11 protein-coding genes are annotated in these 12,812 nt (G+C 58.0%); 5 read left to right on the plus strand and 6 right to left on the minus strand.

Features of this window, described 5'->3' with window-relative positions; genetic code table 11:
• Nucleotides 1-2: 2 nt before the first annotated feature.
• Complete coding sequence (locus tag HD598_RS08430; RefSeq protein ID WP_183665159.1) at nt 3-368, minus strand: winged helix-turn-helix transcriptional regulator; 366 nt, start codon at nt 366-368, stop codon at nt 3-5.
• A gap of 103 nt (nt 369-471) precedes the next feature.
• Between HD598_RS08430 and HD598_RS08435 the strand changes: the two genes are divergently transcribed.
• Nucleotides 472-1,347, plus strand: coding sequence for an SDR family oxidoreductase (locus HD598_RS08435; RefSeq protein WP_183665161.1), 876 nt, complete (start codon nt 472-474; stop codon nt 1,345-1,347).
• 510 nt (nt 1,348-1,857) lie between these two features.
• Here the strand turns inward: HD598_RS08435 and HD598_RS08440 are convergent.
• Complete coding sequence (locus tag HD598_RS08440; RefSeq protein WP_183665163.1) at nt 1,858-3,315, minus strand: benzaldehyde dehydrogenase; 1,458 nt, start codon at nt 3,313-3,315, stop codon at nt 1,858-1,860.
• A gap of 127 nt (nt 3,316-3,442) precedes the next feature.
• On the opposite strand from HD598_RS08440, the gene HD598_RS08445 reads away from it, so the two are divergent.
• Complete coding sequence (locus HD598_RS08445; RefSeq protein ID WP_221244624.1) at nt 3,443-3,898, plus strand: DedA family protein; 456 nt, start codon at nt 3,443-3,445, stop codon at nt 3,896-3,898.
• A gap of 239 nt (nt 3,899-4,137) precedes the next feature.
• On the opposite strand, the gene HD598_RS08450 is transcribed toward HD598_RS08445, so the two are convergent.
• Together HD598_RS08450 and ald are read right to left on the minus strand one after the other, a co-directional pair.
• On the minus strand, nt 4,138-5,559 hold the full coding sequence (locus tag HD598_RS08450; protein WP_183665165.1) for an SIR2 family protein: 1,422 nt from the start codon (nt 5,557-5,559) through the stop codon (nt 4,138-4,140).
• A 233-nt stretch (nt 5,560-5,792) separates the two neighbouring features.
• The gene (gene ald / locus HD598_RS08455) at nt 5,793-6,908 is read right to left on the minus strand and encodes an alanine dehydrogenase (RefSeq protein WP_183665167.1); all 1,116 of its coding nucleotides are present in this window, start codon (nt 6,906-6,908) and stop codon (nt 5,793-5,795) included.
• A gap of 159 nt (nt 6,909-7,067) precedes the next feature.
• On the opposite strand from ald, the gene HD598_RS08460 reads away from it, so the two are divergent.
• Nucleotides 7,068-7,556, plus strand: a complete 489-nt coding sequence (locus tag HD598_RS08460; RefSeq protein ID WP_071894630.1) for an Lrp/AsnC family transcriptional regulator — start codon at nt 7,068-7,070, stop codon at nt 7,554-7,556.
• A gap of 6 nt (nt 7,557-7,562) precedes the next feature.
• Here the strand turns inward: HD598_RS08460 and HD598_RS08465 are convergent, their stop codons facing one another.
• Together HD598_RS08465 and HD598_RS08470 are read right to left on the minus strand one after the other, a co-directional pair.
• Nucleotides 7,563-8,930, minus strand: a complete 1,368-nt coding sequence (locus HD598_RS08465) for a ferredoxin reductase (RefSeq protein ID WP_183665169.1) — start codon at nt 8,928-8,930, stop codon at nt 7,563-7,565.
• The gene (locus HD598_RS08470) at nt 8,927-10,231 is read right to left on the minus strand and encodes an aromatic ring-hydroxylating oxygenase subunit alpha (RefSeq protein WP_071894632.1); all 1,305 of its coding nucleotides are present in this window, start codon (nt 10,229-10,231) and stop codon (nt 8,927-8,929) included. The genes HD598_RS08465 and HD598_RS08470 overlap by 4 nt, the downstream gene beginning before the upstream one ends.
• Before the next feature lie 116 nt (nt 10,232-10,347).
• Here HD598_RS08470 and HD598_RS08475 point away from each other — a divergent pair, with 116 nt between their 5' ends.
• Together HD598_RS08475 and fdhA are read left to right on the plus strand one after the other, a co-directional pair.
• On the plus strand, nt 10,348-11,271 hold the full coding sequence (locus HD598_RS08475; protein ID WP_183665171.1) for a LysR family transcriptional regulator: 924 nt from the start codon (nt 10,348-10,350) through the stop codon (nt 11,269-11,271).
• Nucleotides 11,272-11,431: 160 nt separating this feature from the next.
• Nucleotides 11,432-12,646, plus strand: a complete 1,215-nt coding sequence (gene fdhA, locus HD598_RS08480) for a formaldehyde dehydrogenase, glutathione-independent (protein ID WP_183665173.1) — start codon at nt 11,432-11,434, stop codon at nt 12,644-12,646.
• The last annotated feature ends 166 nt before the right edge of the window (nt 12,647-12,812 follow it).

Consider the following 12,812-nt stretch of genomic DNA (forward strand, 5'->3'; position numbering starts at 1 on the left):
CCTTAAACTGGGTTGACGATATCTTCGGCGTGCACAGCGATCCAATCCACGAGTGGCCGAAGAAGCGCTACGAGTTCTTCGCCGCGGCTTGTGAGACTGTAGTCCACACGTGGTGGGATCACCGGTTGCGCGTCGCGGTGCACGAAACCGTCCGATTCAAGGGTCTTGAGCGTCTGGGCGAGCATCTTTTCACTGATGCCTTCAGCACGACGACGCAGCTCGCTCCAGCGCTGTGGTCCTTCAGCAAGCGAGACGAGAATAAGCACGCCCCATTTGCTGGAGACATGATCAAGTACGGTGCGGCTGGGGCAACCGGCGGGGAAGACGACGGGGAGTTCAGCAACGATCGTGTCAGGGAGTGTGGGCATAGAAGGAGCTTACTTTAAAGTGCGTACTCTCTCGTGGGAAGTTCCTGGTGACATGCGAGGTTGAGGTGACTGGTAGATAGTTCATCCCGAAAGGAAACACCTCATGAGCATTTTCGTCACCGGAGCCACCGGCAACCTTGGGCGGCTTGTCGTTGAAGCACTTCTGGAAAAGGGACAGCCTGCAGACCAGATCATTGCTGGAGGCCGCAACGCCGAAAAGCTCGCCCGCCTCGCCGAGCTTGGTGTCCATACCCGCGAGATTGACTACTCGGACCCGGCTTCCTTGGCCGCCGCCTTCGCTGCCGTTGAGAAGGTCATGCTGGTTTCCGGCAGCGAACCTGGCCCAAGAGTTGCACAGCACGCCAACGTTATTAACGCTGCAAAGGAAGCCGGCGTTCAGCTGATCGCCTACACGAGCATCCCGAATGCTGACACCACCCAGATGGCCCTGGCAGCAGATCACCAGCTTGCCGAGCAGGCTCTTCGCGAGTCCGGCGTCCCGTTTGTACTGCTCCGCAACGGCTGGTACTTGGAGAACTACACCGCTCAAATCGGTGGCTACTTGGAGTTTGGCTCTGTGTTTGGTAGCGCTGGCGATGGTCGTTTGAACGCCGCTACCCGCGCGGATCTCGCTGAAGCGGCTGCCGTTGTGCTTCTTGCCGAAGATCAGGGTGGAAAAATTTACGAGCTCGGCGGCAACGAATCCTTCTCACTCGCTGAGCTGGCCGAAGCCGTCAGCGCTGCCTCAGGTCAGCCTGTTTCCTACCAGGACCTCCCGGAGGAGGACTTCACCAAGCTTTTGGAAGGCGCCGGAGTTCCCGAAGGATTCGCCAAGATCCTTGCTGATAGCGACCGCGGCATTCTCCGCGGAGACCTGCTGGTCTCCGGTAACGACTTGAGCACGCTTCTGGGCCGCCCTGCCACCACCATGCAGGACGCTGTGAAGAGCGCGGTCGCGCAGCTGGGACACAACGCCTAGCAAGTACTGCGTCCGAAAATTGGTGGGTGCGGGCTCGAACTCACGCGTGAGGGAGCCTGCACCCGACTCGACGGCTGTCATCGTCAATATCTTGCCATTGCTGATGGTTCACTTTTCCGGAGATCGAGCCAGCCGTAGAAGCGCCGCCGGGATAACTAGGGGATGGTGGGGTTTGTGGAAGGCGCGATGGATTCAGGTGGTCACCGAAATTGATCTCGTTAGTTCTTGCCCGAGTCTGCGATCACGATACGACTACGCAGATCAGTCACGAAACCACTCAGCAATCGATCTATTTTTCAGGGCACTGGGAAGCAGACCTGCTCATGTCAGCAGCAGCCCCGGAAACAGCGGCCGACCTGGCATAAGTTCATGACATCTTTGACAACCGTCCACGGCCCAACCACAACAAGCACCGTTCAACAGGTAGGCAAAGCTTGGGTCAATCTCGTCTCTCGAAACACCACAGTGTCCTGAGCGCAGGAGACTGACCCAAGCTGCGTCGTCGTTATCTTAGAAAGGGTACGGCGCAATCTCTGGGCGCATGGTCAACCACTGAATCTCGGTAAAGGATTCGATGTTTGCGGTCGCTCCACCGATACGCGTTCCGTTGCCGGAGTTCTTGACGCCGCCGAATGGCGCTTGCGATTCGTCCATCACCGTTTGTTCGTTGATGTGTACCTTGCCGGAATCGAGCTGGTCAGCGATCTGCATCGCCAACCCCACGTCGCCAAGAATTGAAATCGACAGTCCCAGATCGCTATTGTTCGCGAGCTCGACGGCCTCTTCAACCGTGGAGAATTTCATGACAGGCGCTACCGGGCCGAAGATCTCTTGGTTCCACGCTGGATGCTCAACTTTCATGTGCGTGAGCACGGTGGGCTGATAGAACAGGCCCTCCTTGATGGCGCCGCCAGCAGTTACAGTGGCGCCTTGCAATACGGAATCCTGGACCAGGGCGTCTACCTTTTTGAGCTGGTTCTCATCAATGATGGGACCCAATGCAACTTGCTCGGTGGCGGGATTGCCCACTGGCAGGTGTTTTGCCTTTTCGGACAGCGCGGCCACGTATTCATCGTGAATGGATTCGTGGACCAGGTGCCGTCCCGTGGACATGCAGATCTGGCCTTGGTGCATGAAGGATCCGAAAGCTGCTGCCGAAGCGGCTTTTGCCAAGTCCGCGCCCGGAAGCACGATCATCGCGTTGTTCCCACCGAGTTCCAAGTGCGCCCGCTTGAGCAAGCGTCCCGCGGTTTCGCCAATCTTCCGGCCCGCGTTCGTGGACCCCGTGAACGCAATCACGGAGACTTCGGGCGCCTCCACAACGGCCGCACCTACATCCGCTCCACCCGGTAGCAGGCTGAGCACTCCAGCTGGCAACCCAGCTTCTTCAAAAATTCGCATGAGAACGACGCCGCCGCACACCGCAGTGCGTGGGTCCGGCTTCAGCAGGACTGCATTTCCCAGTGCTAGCGCCGGTGCCACGGCTCGGATGGAAAGAATGAGTGGGAAGTTGAATGGTGCGATGACGCTGACGACGCCCACCGGACGACGGCGCGCGAAGGACCAACGATTGTCGTCCGAGGCCAGCACATCGCCTTGAGAATGATGGGGGAGTGCGGAGGCGTCAAAGCACTCGTTCGCGGCGACGTGGGTTTCGAGGCCGGCTTTGCCCTGGATGGCACCGGACTCCTTCATGATCCATTCGTGGATCTCTGGCGCGTGCTCTTCGAAGAGCATTCCGGCCTTGCGGAGAATGGCAGCGCGCTCTTCAGGCTTCTTCTTGGCCCACTCTTTTTGAGCCGTGGCAGCAGCATTGGCTGCTTCCTTGACGTCGTCGACGCTCGCCAAACCAACCGAGGCAAGCTTGTTTCCCGTCGCTGGTTCGAGGGCATCGGCGGTTGTGGAGGCATCTCGCCAACCATTGATGTTGATCTTGTTTTCCCACGTGGACTGATCGAAGAGCGTCATTGCCATCCTTAAGCTGGTCATATGCGGTGAAAGTGATCCACTACATAGATAGATAGTGATGACTCTCATTAGATCACCGGCTCACACTTTGTGGAAGAGCTTCACAGCAAACCAGTAGGCTGGATAAATGTCTGAAATGTTCTCTTCGCTACCGTTTGGGTTGGCGTACGTAGGACTTTTCTTAGGTGCCATGTTGCGCGCAAACACCACGTATTGGATCGGTCGCGGCATCGCCCGAGGAGCTGAGCACTCCCGGTTCAAACACTTCCTTGAGGGTCCTATTTACGAGCGAGCCCAGCGTTTTATGGAACGGTGGGGCATCTTCGCTGTTCCCTTATCCTTCTTGACCGTGGGTATTCAGACGGCCGTCAACGCGAGTGCGGGCATGGGTCGCATGTCGCTCAAACGCTACTTGCCAGCGGTGACGGTGGGATGTCTGATCTGGGCGCTCATCTACTCCACGGTGGGAATGGCCGTTGTCCTGGCCTGGCTAGAACTGGGCTGGCAGTGGGTTGTTGCTACCGCGATTGTTATAGGAATCGTCACGTGGGCATGGATCAAATACCGTCGCCAAGACGGTTGACAAAACGCTGGCGAAATTATCGCTTCGGTACGGACGTCGATTCCTTGCCGCGAGCGTCTCCTTTAGCTGACAAAATCCGGATCGTTCCTGTCGCCTCGGAGCGGTTCGAAGGTGTTACAAAACGCCCTGTCATTGCATCTTTGGGCATGCGAATTGTGTATGAGCCGGTCGATTCACTCTTGACTGCCCTGTTAGACTGTGGCAACATATCTGCCTTTCTTTTCTTGAATCCTAGTCCTTCAGTCTTGAAAAGCAACGGAATTCAGAAGTTCGCTCCATTGAGAGCTCTGTTCACCTATAACAAGTTCAAGCTCTTGTTTCTTCCGAAGGACCTCTTCCGCAGGTAGTTTCATACTGCACGTGAGAACTGCTGACGCAAAGTCGGGGTTGTTTCCGTCGCCCACAAAGATGGGAACCGCGATCACTGACTTCCATCTTGGCTCGAGCCGATTGTCTCGGATGACATTCTTTATCTTGGGTTCTTCCGTACTAATCGCCTCGCCAGCAATCCACGGGCTGTCGTGTCCTGTTGGCACCAACTTGAGCTGGTTTACAGACAAATAATGTGTTGACTCGGTAGCCCAGCGGGCTAGACTCCCGTAGCCATTGGCTATCCAAAGCGTGCATTTCAATGCCTCCATGCCAAGGTGGCTGGAAATTTCCGTCGCGGATGTGCTCAACGCTGCAGAGTACTGCGGTTGTAGTTCCTTGAATTTCTCTTTATGGCGCTTCCAGACCTGCTGTGCGCGTTTCTGCGGCGGCACGTAATCCGGCTTATCCATGGACTCGAGCTCACGAATGAGGGCGGCAACGTCGGAGAGGTCTTGAAGGCGTAGCGCCTTAATGCCGATGGCTTCCCATTCAGCTGCCAGTGCTCCATCAATTTCGTCAAAGACTTCTTTGTCTAGGCGGAGGCCTTCTCGGACGATGGTGACAATTGGGCTGAAGAATGACTCACTTTCCGCTCTCATCATGATTTCATGCAGCCACTGACGGATATCAGGGTCTCGATACGATGTACCAGCCAAAAGAATTGGACCTTTTCGCAACGCTTTTTCGAGGAACTCCTTTTGCCACGGCGCCTTTGCGTCTACAAGTTCTGCAAAATCTTTGAACGTAATGATCGGTTCGAGGTAGTGATATTCGTCCTCGCCAATGTATAGGGCGCCGTGCAGATGATGAACGGTATGGGATTCGTCAGGCTCATCAATGCCGTCAATCCCGATGTATACATCTTCCGATGAATTGTCAGACAGAGCCTCTTCGAGCAGTGGGTCAAAGTTCAGGGTGGCTATCGTGCAACGCTTGGGGTCGCTTAAGTAATGCCCCACGACGGCGAGATGTAGTGGGGACGGTTGCAGGTTCTCTGAAACCGTCCCGTAGAGGGCCTCAAAGAGATACTCGGCCCATCGATCACCTGATTTGTACTTTGCTGCCTCAAGAAGAATGGCATGATCTTGTCGTTCGAGAAGCGAAGCGGCGGTGTCTTCTTTCTCGACAAGACCGCTCAGCGTGGCTACTCGTATTGCAAACTGATCCCACGTTGGAAGGCCTGAAGGAGCAGAGGCGCCGGCCCCCAAGATGAACGTCAAATGATGAGAGGTGCCAGCCAGCGGCCGGAAAATATCAGCGAGTGTCTTATCGATATCCGGCGCGCTCATCTGGACTCCAATTGTGCACGTAATTGTTGAGAAAGGTGTGCCCGGTAGAAATGGGAACTAGTTTCGAATTTGAGCTAACGAGTAATTTCATCCTACTAGAGATACCGACAATTAGCAGGGATGCCGAGCGCTTGAAAACAATATGCTCGGCATCCCTGCTAATGATGAGATGTCACAACGGCGCGACGGAAAATGCTTTCCAAATCTGGAAGCGTAGATCGCGGGCGTAAGTACTAGTTGCCGAGTACCTCAGACACAGGCGTGAATTCGTAGCCGTGTGCTTCGGCGACGGACTTGAAGGTGACCTTGCCCTTGTGGGTGTTGAGGCCGTTCGCGAAGCCAGCGTCAGACTTCAACGCTTCTTCCCACCCGCGGTCGGCGATGCGCAGCGCGTAAGGAAGGGTGGCGTTCGTGAGAGCCGCGGTGGAGGTCTGTGGGACGGCTCCTGGCATGTTGGCCACGCAGTAGTACACGGAATCGTGAACGCGGAACGTTGGCTCAGCGTGGGTGGTGGCCTTCGATCCTTCGAAGCAGCCGCCCTGATCAATAGCGATGTCAACGAGCACCGTGTTGGGGCGCATCTTTTCCACCATGTCCAAGGTGACGAGCTTAGGAGCTGCTGCGCCCGGGATCAGCACGGAACCGATCACCAAGTCAGCGGCGGCAACCTCGGAAGCAATGGTCAGCTTGTTGGAGGCAAGGGTCTTGATGCGGCCTGCGTAGGCGGTGTCGATTTCCTTGAGGCGGGCAATGTTGATGTCGATGATCGTGACATCGGCGCCCATGCCTGCAGAAATAGCTGCAGCGTTTTCACCAGCAACGCCGCCGCCAATCACTACAACCTTGGCCGGACGCGTTCCTGGAACGCCGCCCATGAGGATGCCGGGGCCACCGTTTGGCTGCTGCAACTGAACGGCGCCAATCTGAGCGGACAAGCGCCCCGCAACCTCAGACATTGGGGCAAGCAATGGGAGCGTACGTCCGTTGGTCACGGTTTCGTAAGCGATCGCCGTCGTACCGGCATTGACCAAAGCGTCAGTGCAGGCCTTGTCCGCAGCCAAGTGCAGGTAAGTAAAGAGGACCAAGCCATCGCGCAAGCGGTGGAATTCGGATTCGATAGGTTCCTTGACCTTGACCACCATGTCTGCGCGAGCCCAAACCTCGTCAGCGGATTCGACGATCTCAGCGCCGACTGCGCGGTAGTCGTCATCGGTGTGTCCCGAGCCCACGCCGGCACCAGCCTGGATGAGGACCTCGTGGCCGCGGTTCTCGAATTCGGAGACGCCAGCGGGCGTCATGGCGACGCGGAATTCGTTGTTCTTGACTTCGGTGGGGACGCCGATGATCACGGGGGCTCCTAGGGAGAGTGGAGGGGATTTTTGTGAGCGCGGTTGCCGCACTTTCTTCGTCTAACTTTAGAGTTTTCTGCGGAAGTACAATAGGTTCACCGAATAATCCACGGTTGCATCTGAATAATTGGTGAAAACAAACGAAAGCGAGTTGGCGTGATGGGTGCCACAGCGAAGAATCTGCGGGATAAATACGTGCTGGACGCCATCGACCACAAATTGCTGAGTCTGCTCAATGAGAATTCGCGCCGAACTAATGCGTCGCTCGCGGAAGAGTTGGGGATTGCGCAGTCCACGTGTTTGGCGCGGCTCAACGCGCTGCGAGAGCACGGAGTGATCCGCAAGTTCACGATTGAAGTGGAGCCCGAATCTGTGGGGCACGCGCTTGAAGCGCTCATTTCGGTACGTATTCGACCGGGGGCCAGGCACCTGATGGCGGAGTTCGCGGCGATGATTCGCGCGCTTCCGGGGGTGGCGCAAGTGTTTTTCCTCGGCGGTGACGAGGACTTCCTCATTCACGTGGGGCTCAAGGATTCGCAAGAAGTGCGACAGTTTGTGCTCGATCACTTGTCCGCGAATCCGGCCGTTGCGAACACGCGGACAAGTTTGATCTTCGAGAATTCCCGCGGGGAGATTCCGTGGGTGTAGCGGCCCTTAGGCGTCAATCACCATGTCTGATTGAGCTGTAGAGCAGCACGGGAGGAACTTTCCGGACGCGATTTCGCGCGCGCGGATTCCGCCCTGGTGGTTCATCTCCACCTCGCCGGAGATCTTGACGATCTTGCACGAACCGCACATGCCTTCTTGGCAGTTCGCGCCAATCCGCACGCCTGCACGCTGGGCAGGACCCAGAATGCGTTCGGTGGGATCGATCCGCAGCTTGATGCGGGACTTGATGAAGGACAGCGTGAGCGTTCCTTCGCCAACGGAGGTGAAATCCGAATCATCCACGGGAGCATCAGTGTCAGCATCAGCGACCGCTTCCGCCTCCACTTCGGCTTCGGTATCAATATCCGTCGCCGCCGGCTGGAAAAGCTGCAGTTCGGCGGGCTGAGTCTCGGCGAAGTGATTCGTCTGCTCGGCCGCCTCTTCCGCATATTCTTCGGCTAGATCCTCGGCGAGGGAAATTTCCTCTTGGTACTCAAGGAGGGTCTTGCGGTCGCCGGAGAAGAATTCCATGTGCACGGACGTGTCATCCACGCCGACCTTGCGCAACAAGTCCGCGGCGTGATTCAGGTAGCCCTCGGGCCCGCACGCATACACTTGCCGGCCGTTCGCATCCGGCGCCACTTGTTCGAGCATTTGCGCGGTCAATCGGCCCAGCATCCACTCCCAATTCTCGGGCACGGAACGGTCGCCGAGGGAGTAAAAGACCTGAATGCGGTCATCCACGTTGGCGATGTATTCGAGCTCCTTGGCGAACCCAAATTCTCCGGGTGCGGCACCGTGATAAAGCACGACGACGTCTGCTCGGCCTGGGAGGGCGTGGATAGTTCGCAGCATGGACATGATGGGCGTGATGCCCGCGCCCGCTGCAAGCAGCAGGTAGCGGGGGCGCCGTTCGACGTCGGGCAAGTGGAACGCTCCAACCGGTCCGAGCATGTCCAACACGGTTCCGGGTTCCACATGATCGTGGATCCAGGGCGAGACGAGCCCGCCGTTGTCCCGCTTTACGGTGATGCTGAACGTCCACGGGGACGTCGGCGCGCTCGAGATCGAGTAGCTGCGGTCCACGGGATCTTGGTCTTCGCCGTGAATCGGGAATGCGATGTTCAAGTACTGTCCCGCACGGAAGGCGAGGGGAGCGCCATCGAGCCGGCGGAAGACGAAGGTCTTGAGCCCGCCGGCTTCCGGAATGGTTTCCACGCACTCGGCCATGAACTCTTGCGGGTGCCACGGGCCCAGCGCACGCGCCGCGTTTGCGGCTGGGCCGTTAGCGCTGAGCGTGTGATTCCACGGCATCACGAAGTCGCGAACGCGTTGCGGTTCCGGTACCTCGATGCTGGTGGTAGTGATGGTCATGCCATGTGCTCCTGCATGCGCTGCACGTACCAGTTGATGAACGCTTCAACCTGGTATTCGCTCTTCATGTAAGGGCCGGGTTCGTAGGCTGGGCTGCCTGCGCCTTGCTGGCAGAGTTCCACGAACGCCTTGTCCTGGATGTTGGTTTGCTTCCAGGTGTGGGTGAGCTTGTCGAGATCGTAGTCTTCGCCTTCAACAGCGTCATCGGCTACCAGCCACGTGGTGCGCACGAGGGTCTGGTGTTCGTTGATGGGGAAGACGCCGAAGGTGATGACGTGGTCGCCGAGGAAGTGGAACCAGCTGTTGGGCTGAAGGTGCATCGAGCAGCGGCCCAAGCGGAAGTCGCGGAGATTGCCCAAGAGCTTCTTGGAGAGTCGGTGTCCGTCGGGGGAGAAGGATTCGCCTTCGCCGTCGAGCGGTTCGCGGGAAATGCGGATGCCGGCGATGCGGGTATCGAGTTCTTCCACCACTTCGTAGGGAAGGCCGTAGCGGCGGCAGCGTTCCTCAAGGGAATTTTCTGCCTGCTTGTTGCGGTCCCAGACCTCTTCAAGGTGGGAAGGAACAATTCCTTCGGTCAAACCCCACGTGGGGAAGAGGGAGCAGGCAAGTTCTGGGTGACCATCACAGTGGTAACACTCGCGGTTGTTCTCCATGACGAGCTTCCAGTTGCCCTCTTCAACAATGTTCTGCTGGTAGGCAACCTTGGTGCGGCCCAAGTCGTGAGGCTCGAGGTAGGGCACAAAGATTTTGGCGACTTCGTCGAAATCCGTCGGCGGCTCATCGGCAACGCACACGAAAATCAGGCCGGCGTACACGCGACTGTGTGCTTTCTTGAGGCCGAAGCAGCTCTTATCGAACTCGGTCTCGCCCGGAGCGGAGGCGTGAATCAAATCGCCTTCGGGGGAGTACGTCCACGAGTGGTAGCCGCAGACCAAGTTGCCGGTAGAACCGGAGGGCGCCGTGAGCACCCGGGCCCCACGGTGACGGCAGACGTTGTGCAGAACGTTCACCCCGCCGTCGTCCTTGCGCATAATCAGTAGCGAAGTAGGACCGTACTCCACCGTGACGTAATCACCGGGTTCGGGAAGTTCGGCAACGCTCGCGGCGAAGAGCCAGTTCTTCTGGAAAATGCCCTGCATATCCATGCCGAAAATCGTTGGGTCCGTGTAGAACGGCGCGTCCAGCGAGAATCCCTTTCGACGCTCTTCAAACAATTCCCGGATTTCAGCTAGCTGTTCGGCGGGAACAGTGCTGGAGAGTTTCCCTCGGGAAGTGCGTGAAGGGTTCGAGGTAATTGACATGAGGTGGTCCTTCTCTTCATGAGGGTCTTCGCCTGCGTACTGACAAGAGAACACTACGCATTACAACTCACGTATAAAAGCGCAACAAATTGAATTGAATCGTGCAAAATTACCGCATGATCGATTCTCGCCTCATCACGCTCAGAACTTTCGCCGCGTGCGGAACCGTCGCGGCCACCGCCGAGCTCACCGGCTACTCGCCGTCAGCGATCTCAGCGCAGCTTCGGGAACTCCAAAAAGCGTGGGGAATTCAGCTCATCGTCAAGGACGGTCGAGGCATTCGATTGACCACCACGGGGCGGCTCCTCGTCGAGGGATCCGACGCCATCGTGAGCCAGTGGGAAGATCTCCGCGCCTCCGCCATGAGTGCGGGTGATCAAGTGCCGGCGCACTTGGGCTTGGGCGGCTTCTCTACCGCGGCGTCTCAGTTGCTGGCGCCGGTGGCTAAACAGCTCCGTGAGAAGTGGCCCGAACTGAATCTTCAACTGATTGATGCGGACCCGGAGCGCTGCTACCGACTCCTGGTGGCCGAACGGATTGACCTCGCCGTGGTGGTGGCGATGCAAACGGAAGCACGGGTGGAGGACGACCCTCAGTTTGAGCAAGTGCCGCTCTTGGATGACCCGCTGGATGTGGTGGTTCCGAGCGATCATCCCCTCGCCGAGCGAGGCGCGGTGCGGCTGGATGAGCTGGTGTCCGATAACTGGATTACGGACATGCCCGGCTCCACGTACCGAGCCTTGTTTACCGCGGCGTTTGTGGCCGTGGGGCAGACGCCGCGCGTGGTGCATCAATCCGCCGAGTGGGACAGTATGACGGCGTTCGTGAGCGCGGGGTTGGGGGTGGGATTCTTGCCGCGGCTGGCACCCCTGAGCGGAGTGAAGAACGTGGTGCGATTGCGGCTCGCCGGTCCTAATCGGCCGGTCCGTCGAATCCTTGCTGTGGGCCGCCGAGGAAGCCTGGAATCGTCCTTGATTCGGGAGTCTTTGGCGATGCTGCAGCAGTCCGCGCGCGGCATTTTGGCGGAGCGGCGGGACTGAGCTAACGCGCTTCTAGGTGGCGCCGAGCGCCTCACTATGCAAGTGTTAACAACAGGTTTCGAGACTGCGGGAGGTCTTGACAAGCCTTGTGGCCCTGAGCACACTAAACAGTAGTCTGCAACATATATCAGACTAATATTTTAGATTCGGGGGTCCGAAAATGGGCAACAGAGCAGTTAGCTATGCCGGTCCTGGCAAGGTTCAAGTCATCGACACGCAGTACCCTGATTTCGTTCTTCACGATGGCCCGGGAGTGCACCCGGACAACGTGGGACGCACCGTCCAACACGGGGTCATCCTCAAGACGATCGCCACCAACATTTGCGGTTCAGACCAGCACATGGTGCGAGGACGCACCACTGCGCCAGAGGGTCTTGTTCTTGGCCACGAGATCACCGGTGAGGTGGTTGAAGTGGGCCGCGACGTGGAATTCCTCAAGGTAGGAGACATCGTCTCCGTTCCGTTCAACATCTCCTGCGGCCGTTGCCGCAACTGTAAAGAAGGTCAAACGGGCATTTGCCTCAACGTCAACCCTGACCGCCCGGGCTCAGCCTACGGTTACGTGGACATGGGCGGATGGGTAGGCGGCCAGGCCGAGTACGTGCTGGTTCCTTACGCCGACTGGAACGTACTGAAGTTCCCAGACCGCGATCAAGCGCTCGAGAAGATCCTTGATCTGACCATGCTTTCTGACATTTTCCCGACCGGATTCCACGGAGCTGTGGGTGCCGGCGTGACGGTAGGTTCAACGGTCTACGTTGCAGGAGCTGGCCCAGTGGGTCTGGCTGCCGCAACCTCCGCCCAACTTCTGGGTGCGGCCGTAGTGATTGTGGGCGATCTGAACAAGGATCGTCTGGAGCAAGCTCGCAGCTTCGGCTGCGAAACCGTGGACGTTTCCCTTGGGAATCCCGCTGATCAGATCGAACAGATCTTGGGCATTCCCGAAGTGGATTGCGGCATTGACGCGGTGGGCTTTGAAGCTCGTGGCCACGGAAGCGCGGCCTCCACAGAACAACCGGCAACGGTGCTGAACTCCCTCATGGAGATCACCCGCGCCGGCGGTCGCCTAGGCATCCCGGGACTCTACGTCACCGGTGACCCAGGAGCGGTCGATGAAGCTGCGCGAGTCGGATCGCTCTCCATGCGGTTCGGTTTGGGCTTCGCGAAATCACACACGTTCGTGACGGGCCAATGCCCGGTCATGAAGTACAACCGCGGTCTCATGCAAGCGATCTTGAGCGAGAAGGTCTCTATCGCCAAGAACGTCAAAGCAACCGCGATCTCACTGGATCAGGCTCCCGAAGGGTACGCCGCCTTCGACGAAGGCGCAGCACGCAAGTTCGTGTTGGACCCTCACGGGATGATCGCCAGATAACGCGCTCGCCATGCCGATGCGCTGAGAAACCCTCCGCATCGGCATGGCGTCCCCCGACTAGCCAGGTTTGTTCCGGTAGCTCGGGGAGTGTTCCGGATCAAGTGGTTAACAGATCCAACTATTCAAAGCAACAGCGAGCAGTTCCACAAGAAGCGCTCGCAGTTGT

The organism is Neomicrococcus aestuarii, from assembly GCF_014201135.1.
GTDB lineage: Bacteria > Actinomycetota > Actinomycetes > Actinomycetales > Micrococcaceae > Neomicrococcus > Neomicrococcus aestuarii.

Bases quoted from the DNA above. Each gene is read 5' to 3' on its own strand.
- HD598_RS08430 (WP_183665159.1), bottom strand. From the start codon at position 368: ATGCCCACACTCCCTGACACGATCGTTGCTGAACTCCCCGTCGTCTTC.
- HD598_RS08440 (WP_183665163.1), bottom strand. From the start codon at position 3,315: ATGACGCTCTTCGATCAGTCCACGTGGGAAAACAAGATCAACATCAAT.
- HD598_RS08465 (WP_183665169.1), bottom strand. From the start codon at position 8,930: ATGACCATCACTACCACCAGCATCGAGGTACCGGAACCGCAACGCGTT.
- HD598_RS08475 (WP_183665171.1), top strand. From the start codon at position 10,348: ATGATCGATTCTCGCCTCATCACGCTCAGAACTTTCGCCGCGTGCGGA.
- HD598_RS08470 (WP_071894632.1), bottom strand. From the start codon at position 10,231: ATGTCAATTACCTCGAACCCTTCACGCACTTCCCGAGGGAAACTCTCC.
- HD598_RS08445 (WP_221244624.1), top strand. From the start codon at position 3,443: ATGTCTGAAATGTTCTCTTCGCTACCGTTTGGGTTGGCGTACGTAGGA.
- HD598_RS08435 (WP_183665161.1), top strand. From the start codon at position 472: ATGAGCATTTTCGTCACCGGAGCCACCGGCAACCTTGGGCGGCTTGTC.
- fdhA (WP_183665173.1), top strand. From the start codon at position 11,432: ATGGGCAACAGAGCAGTTAGCTATGCCGGTCCTGGCAAGGTTCAAGTC.
- HD598_RS08450 (WP_183665165.1), bottom strand. From the start codon at position 5,559: ATGAGCGCGCCGGATATCGATAAGACACTCGCTGATATTTTCCGGCCG.
- HD598_RS08460 (WP_071894630.1), top strand. From the start codon at position 7,068: ATGGGTGCCACAGCGAAGAATCTGCGGGATAAATACGTGCTGGACGCC.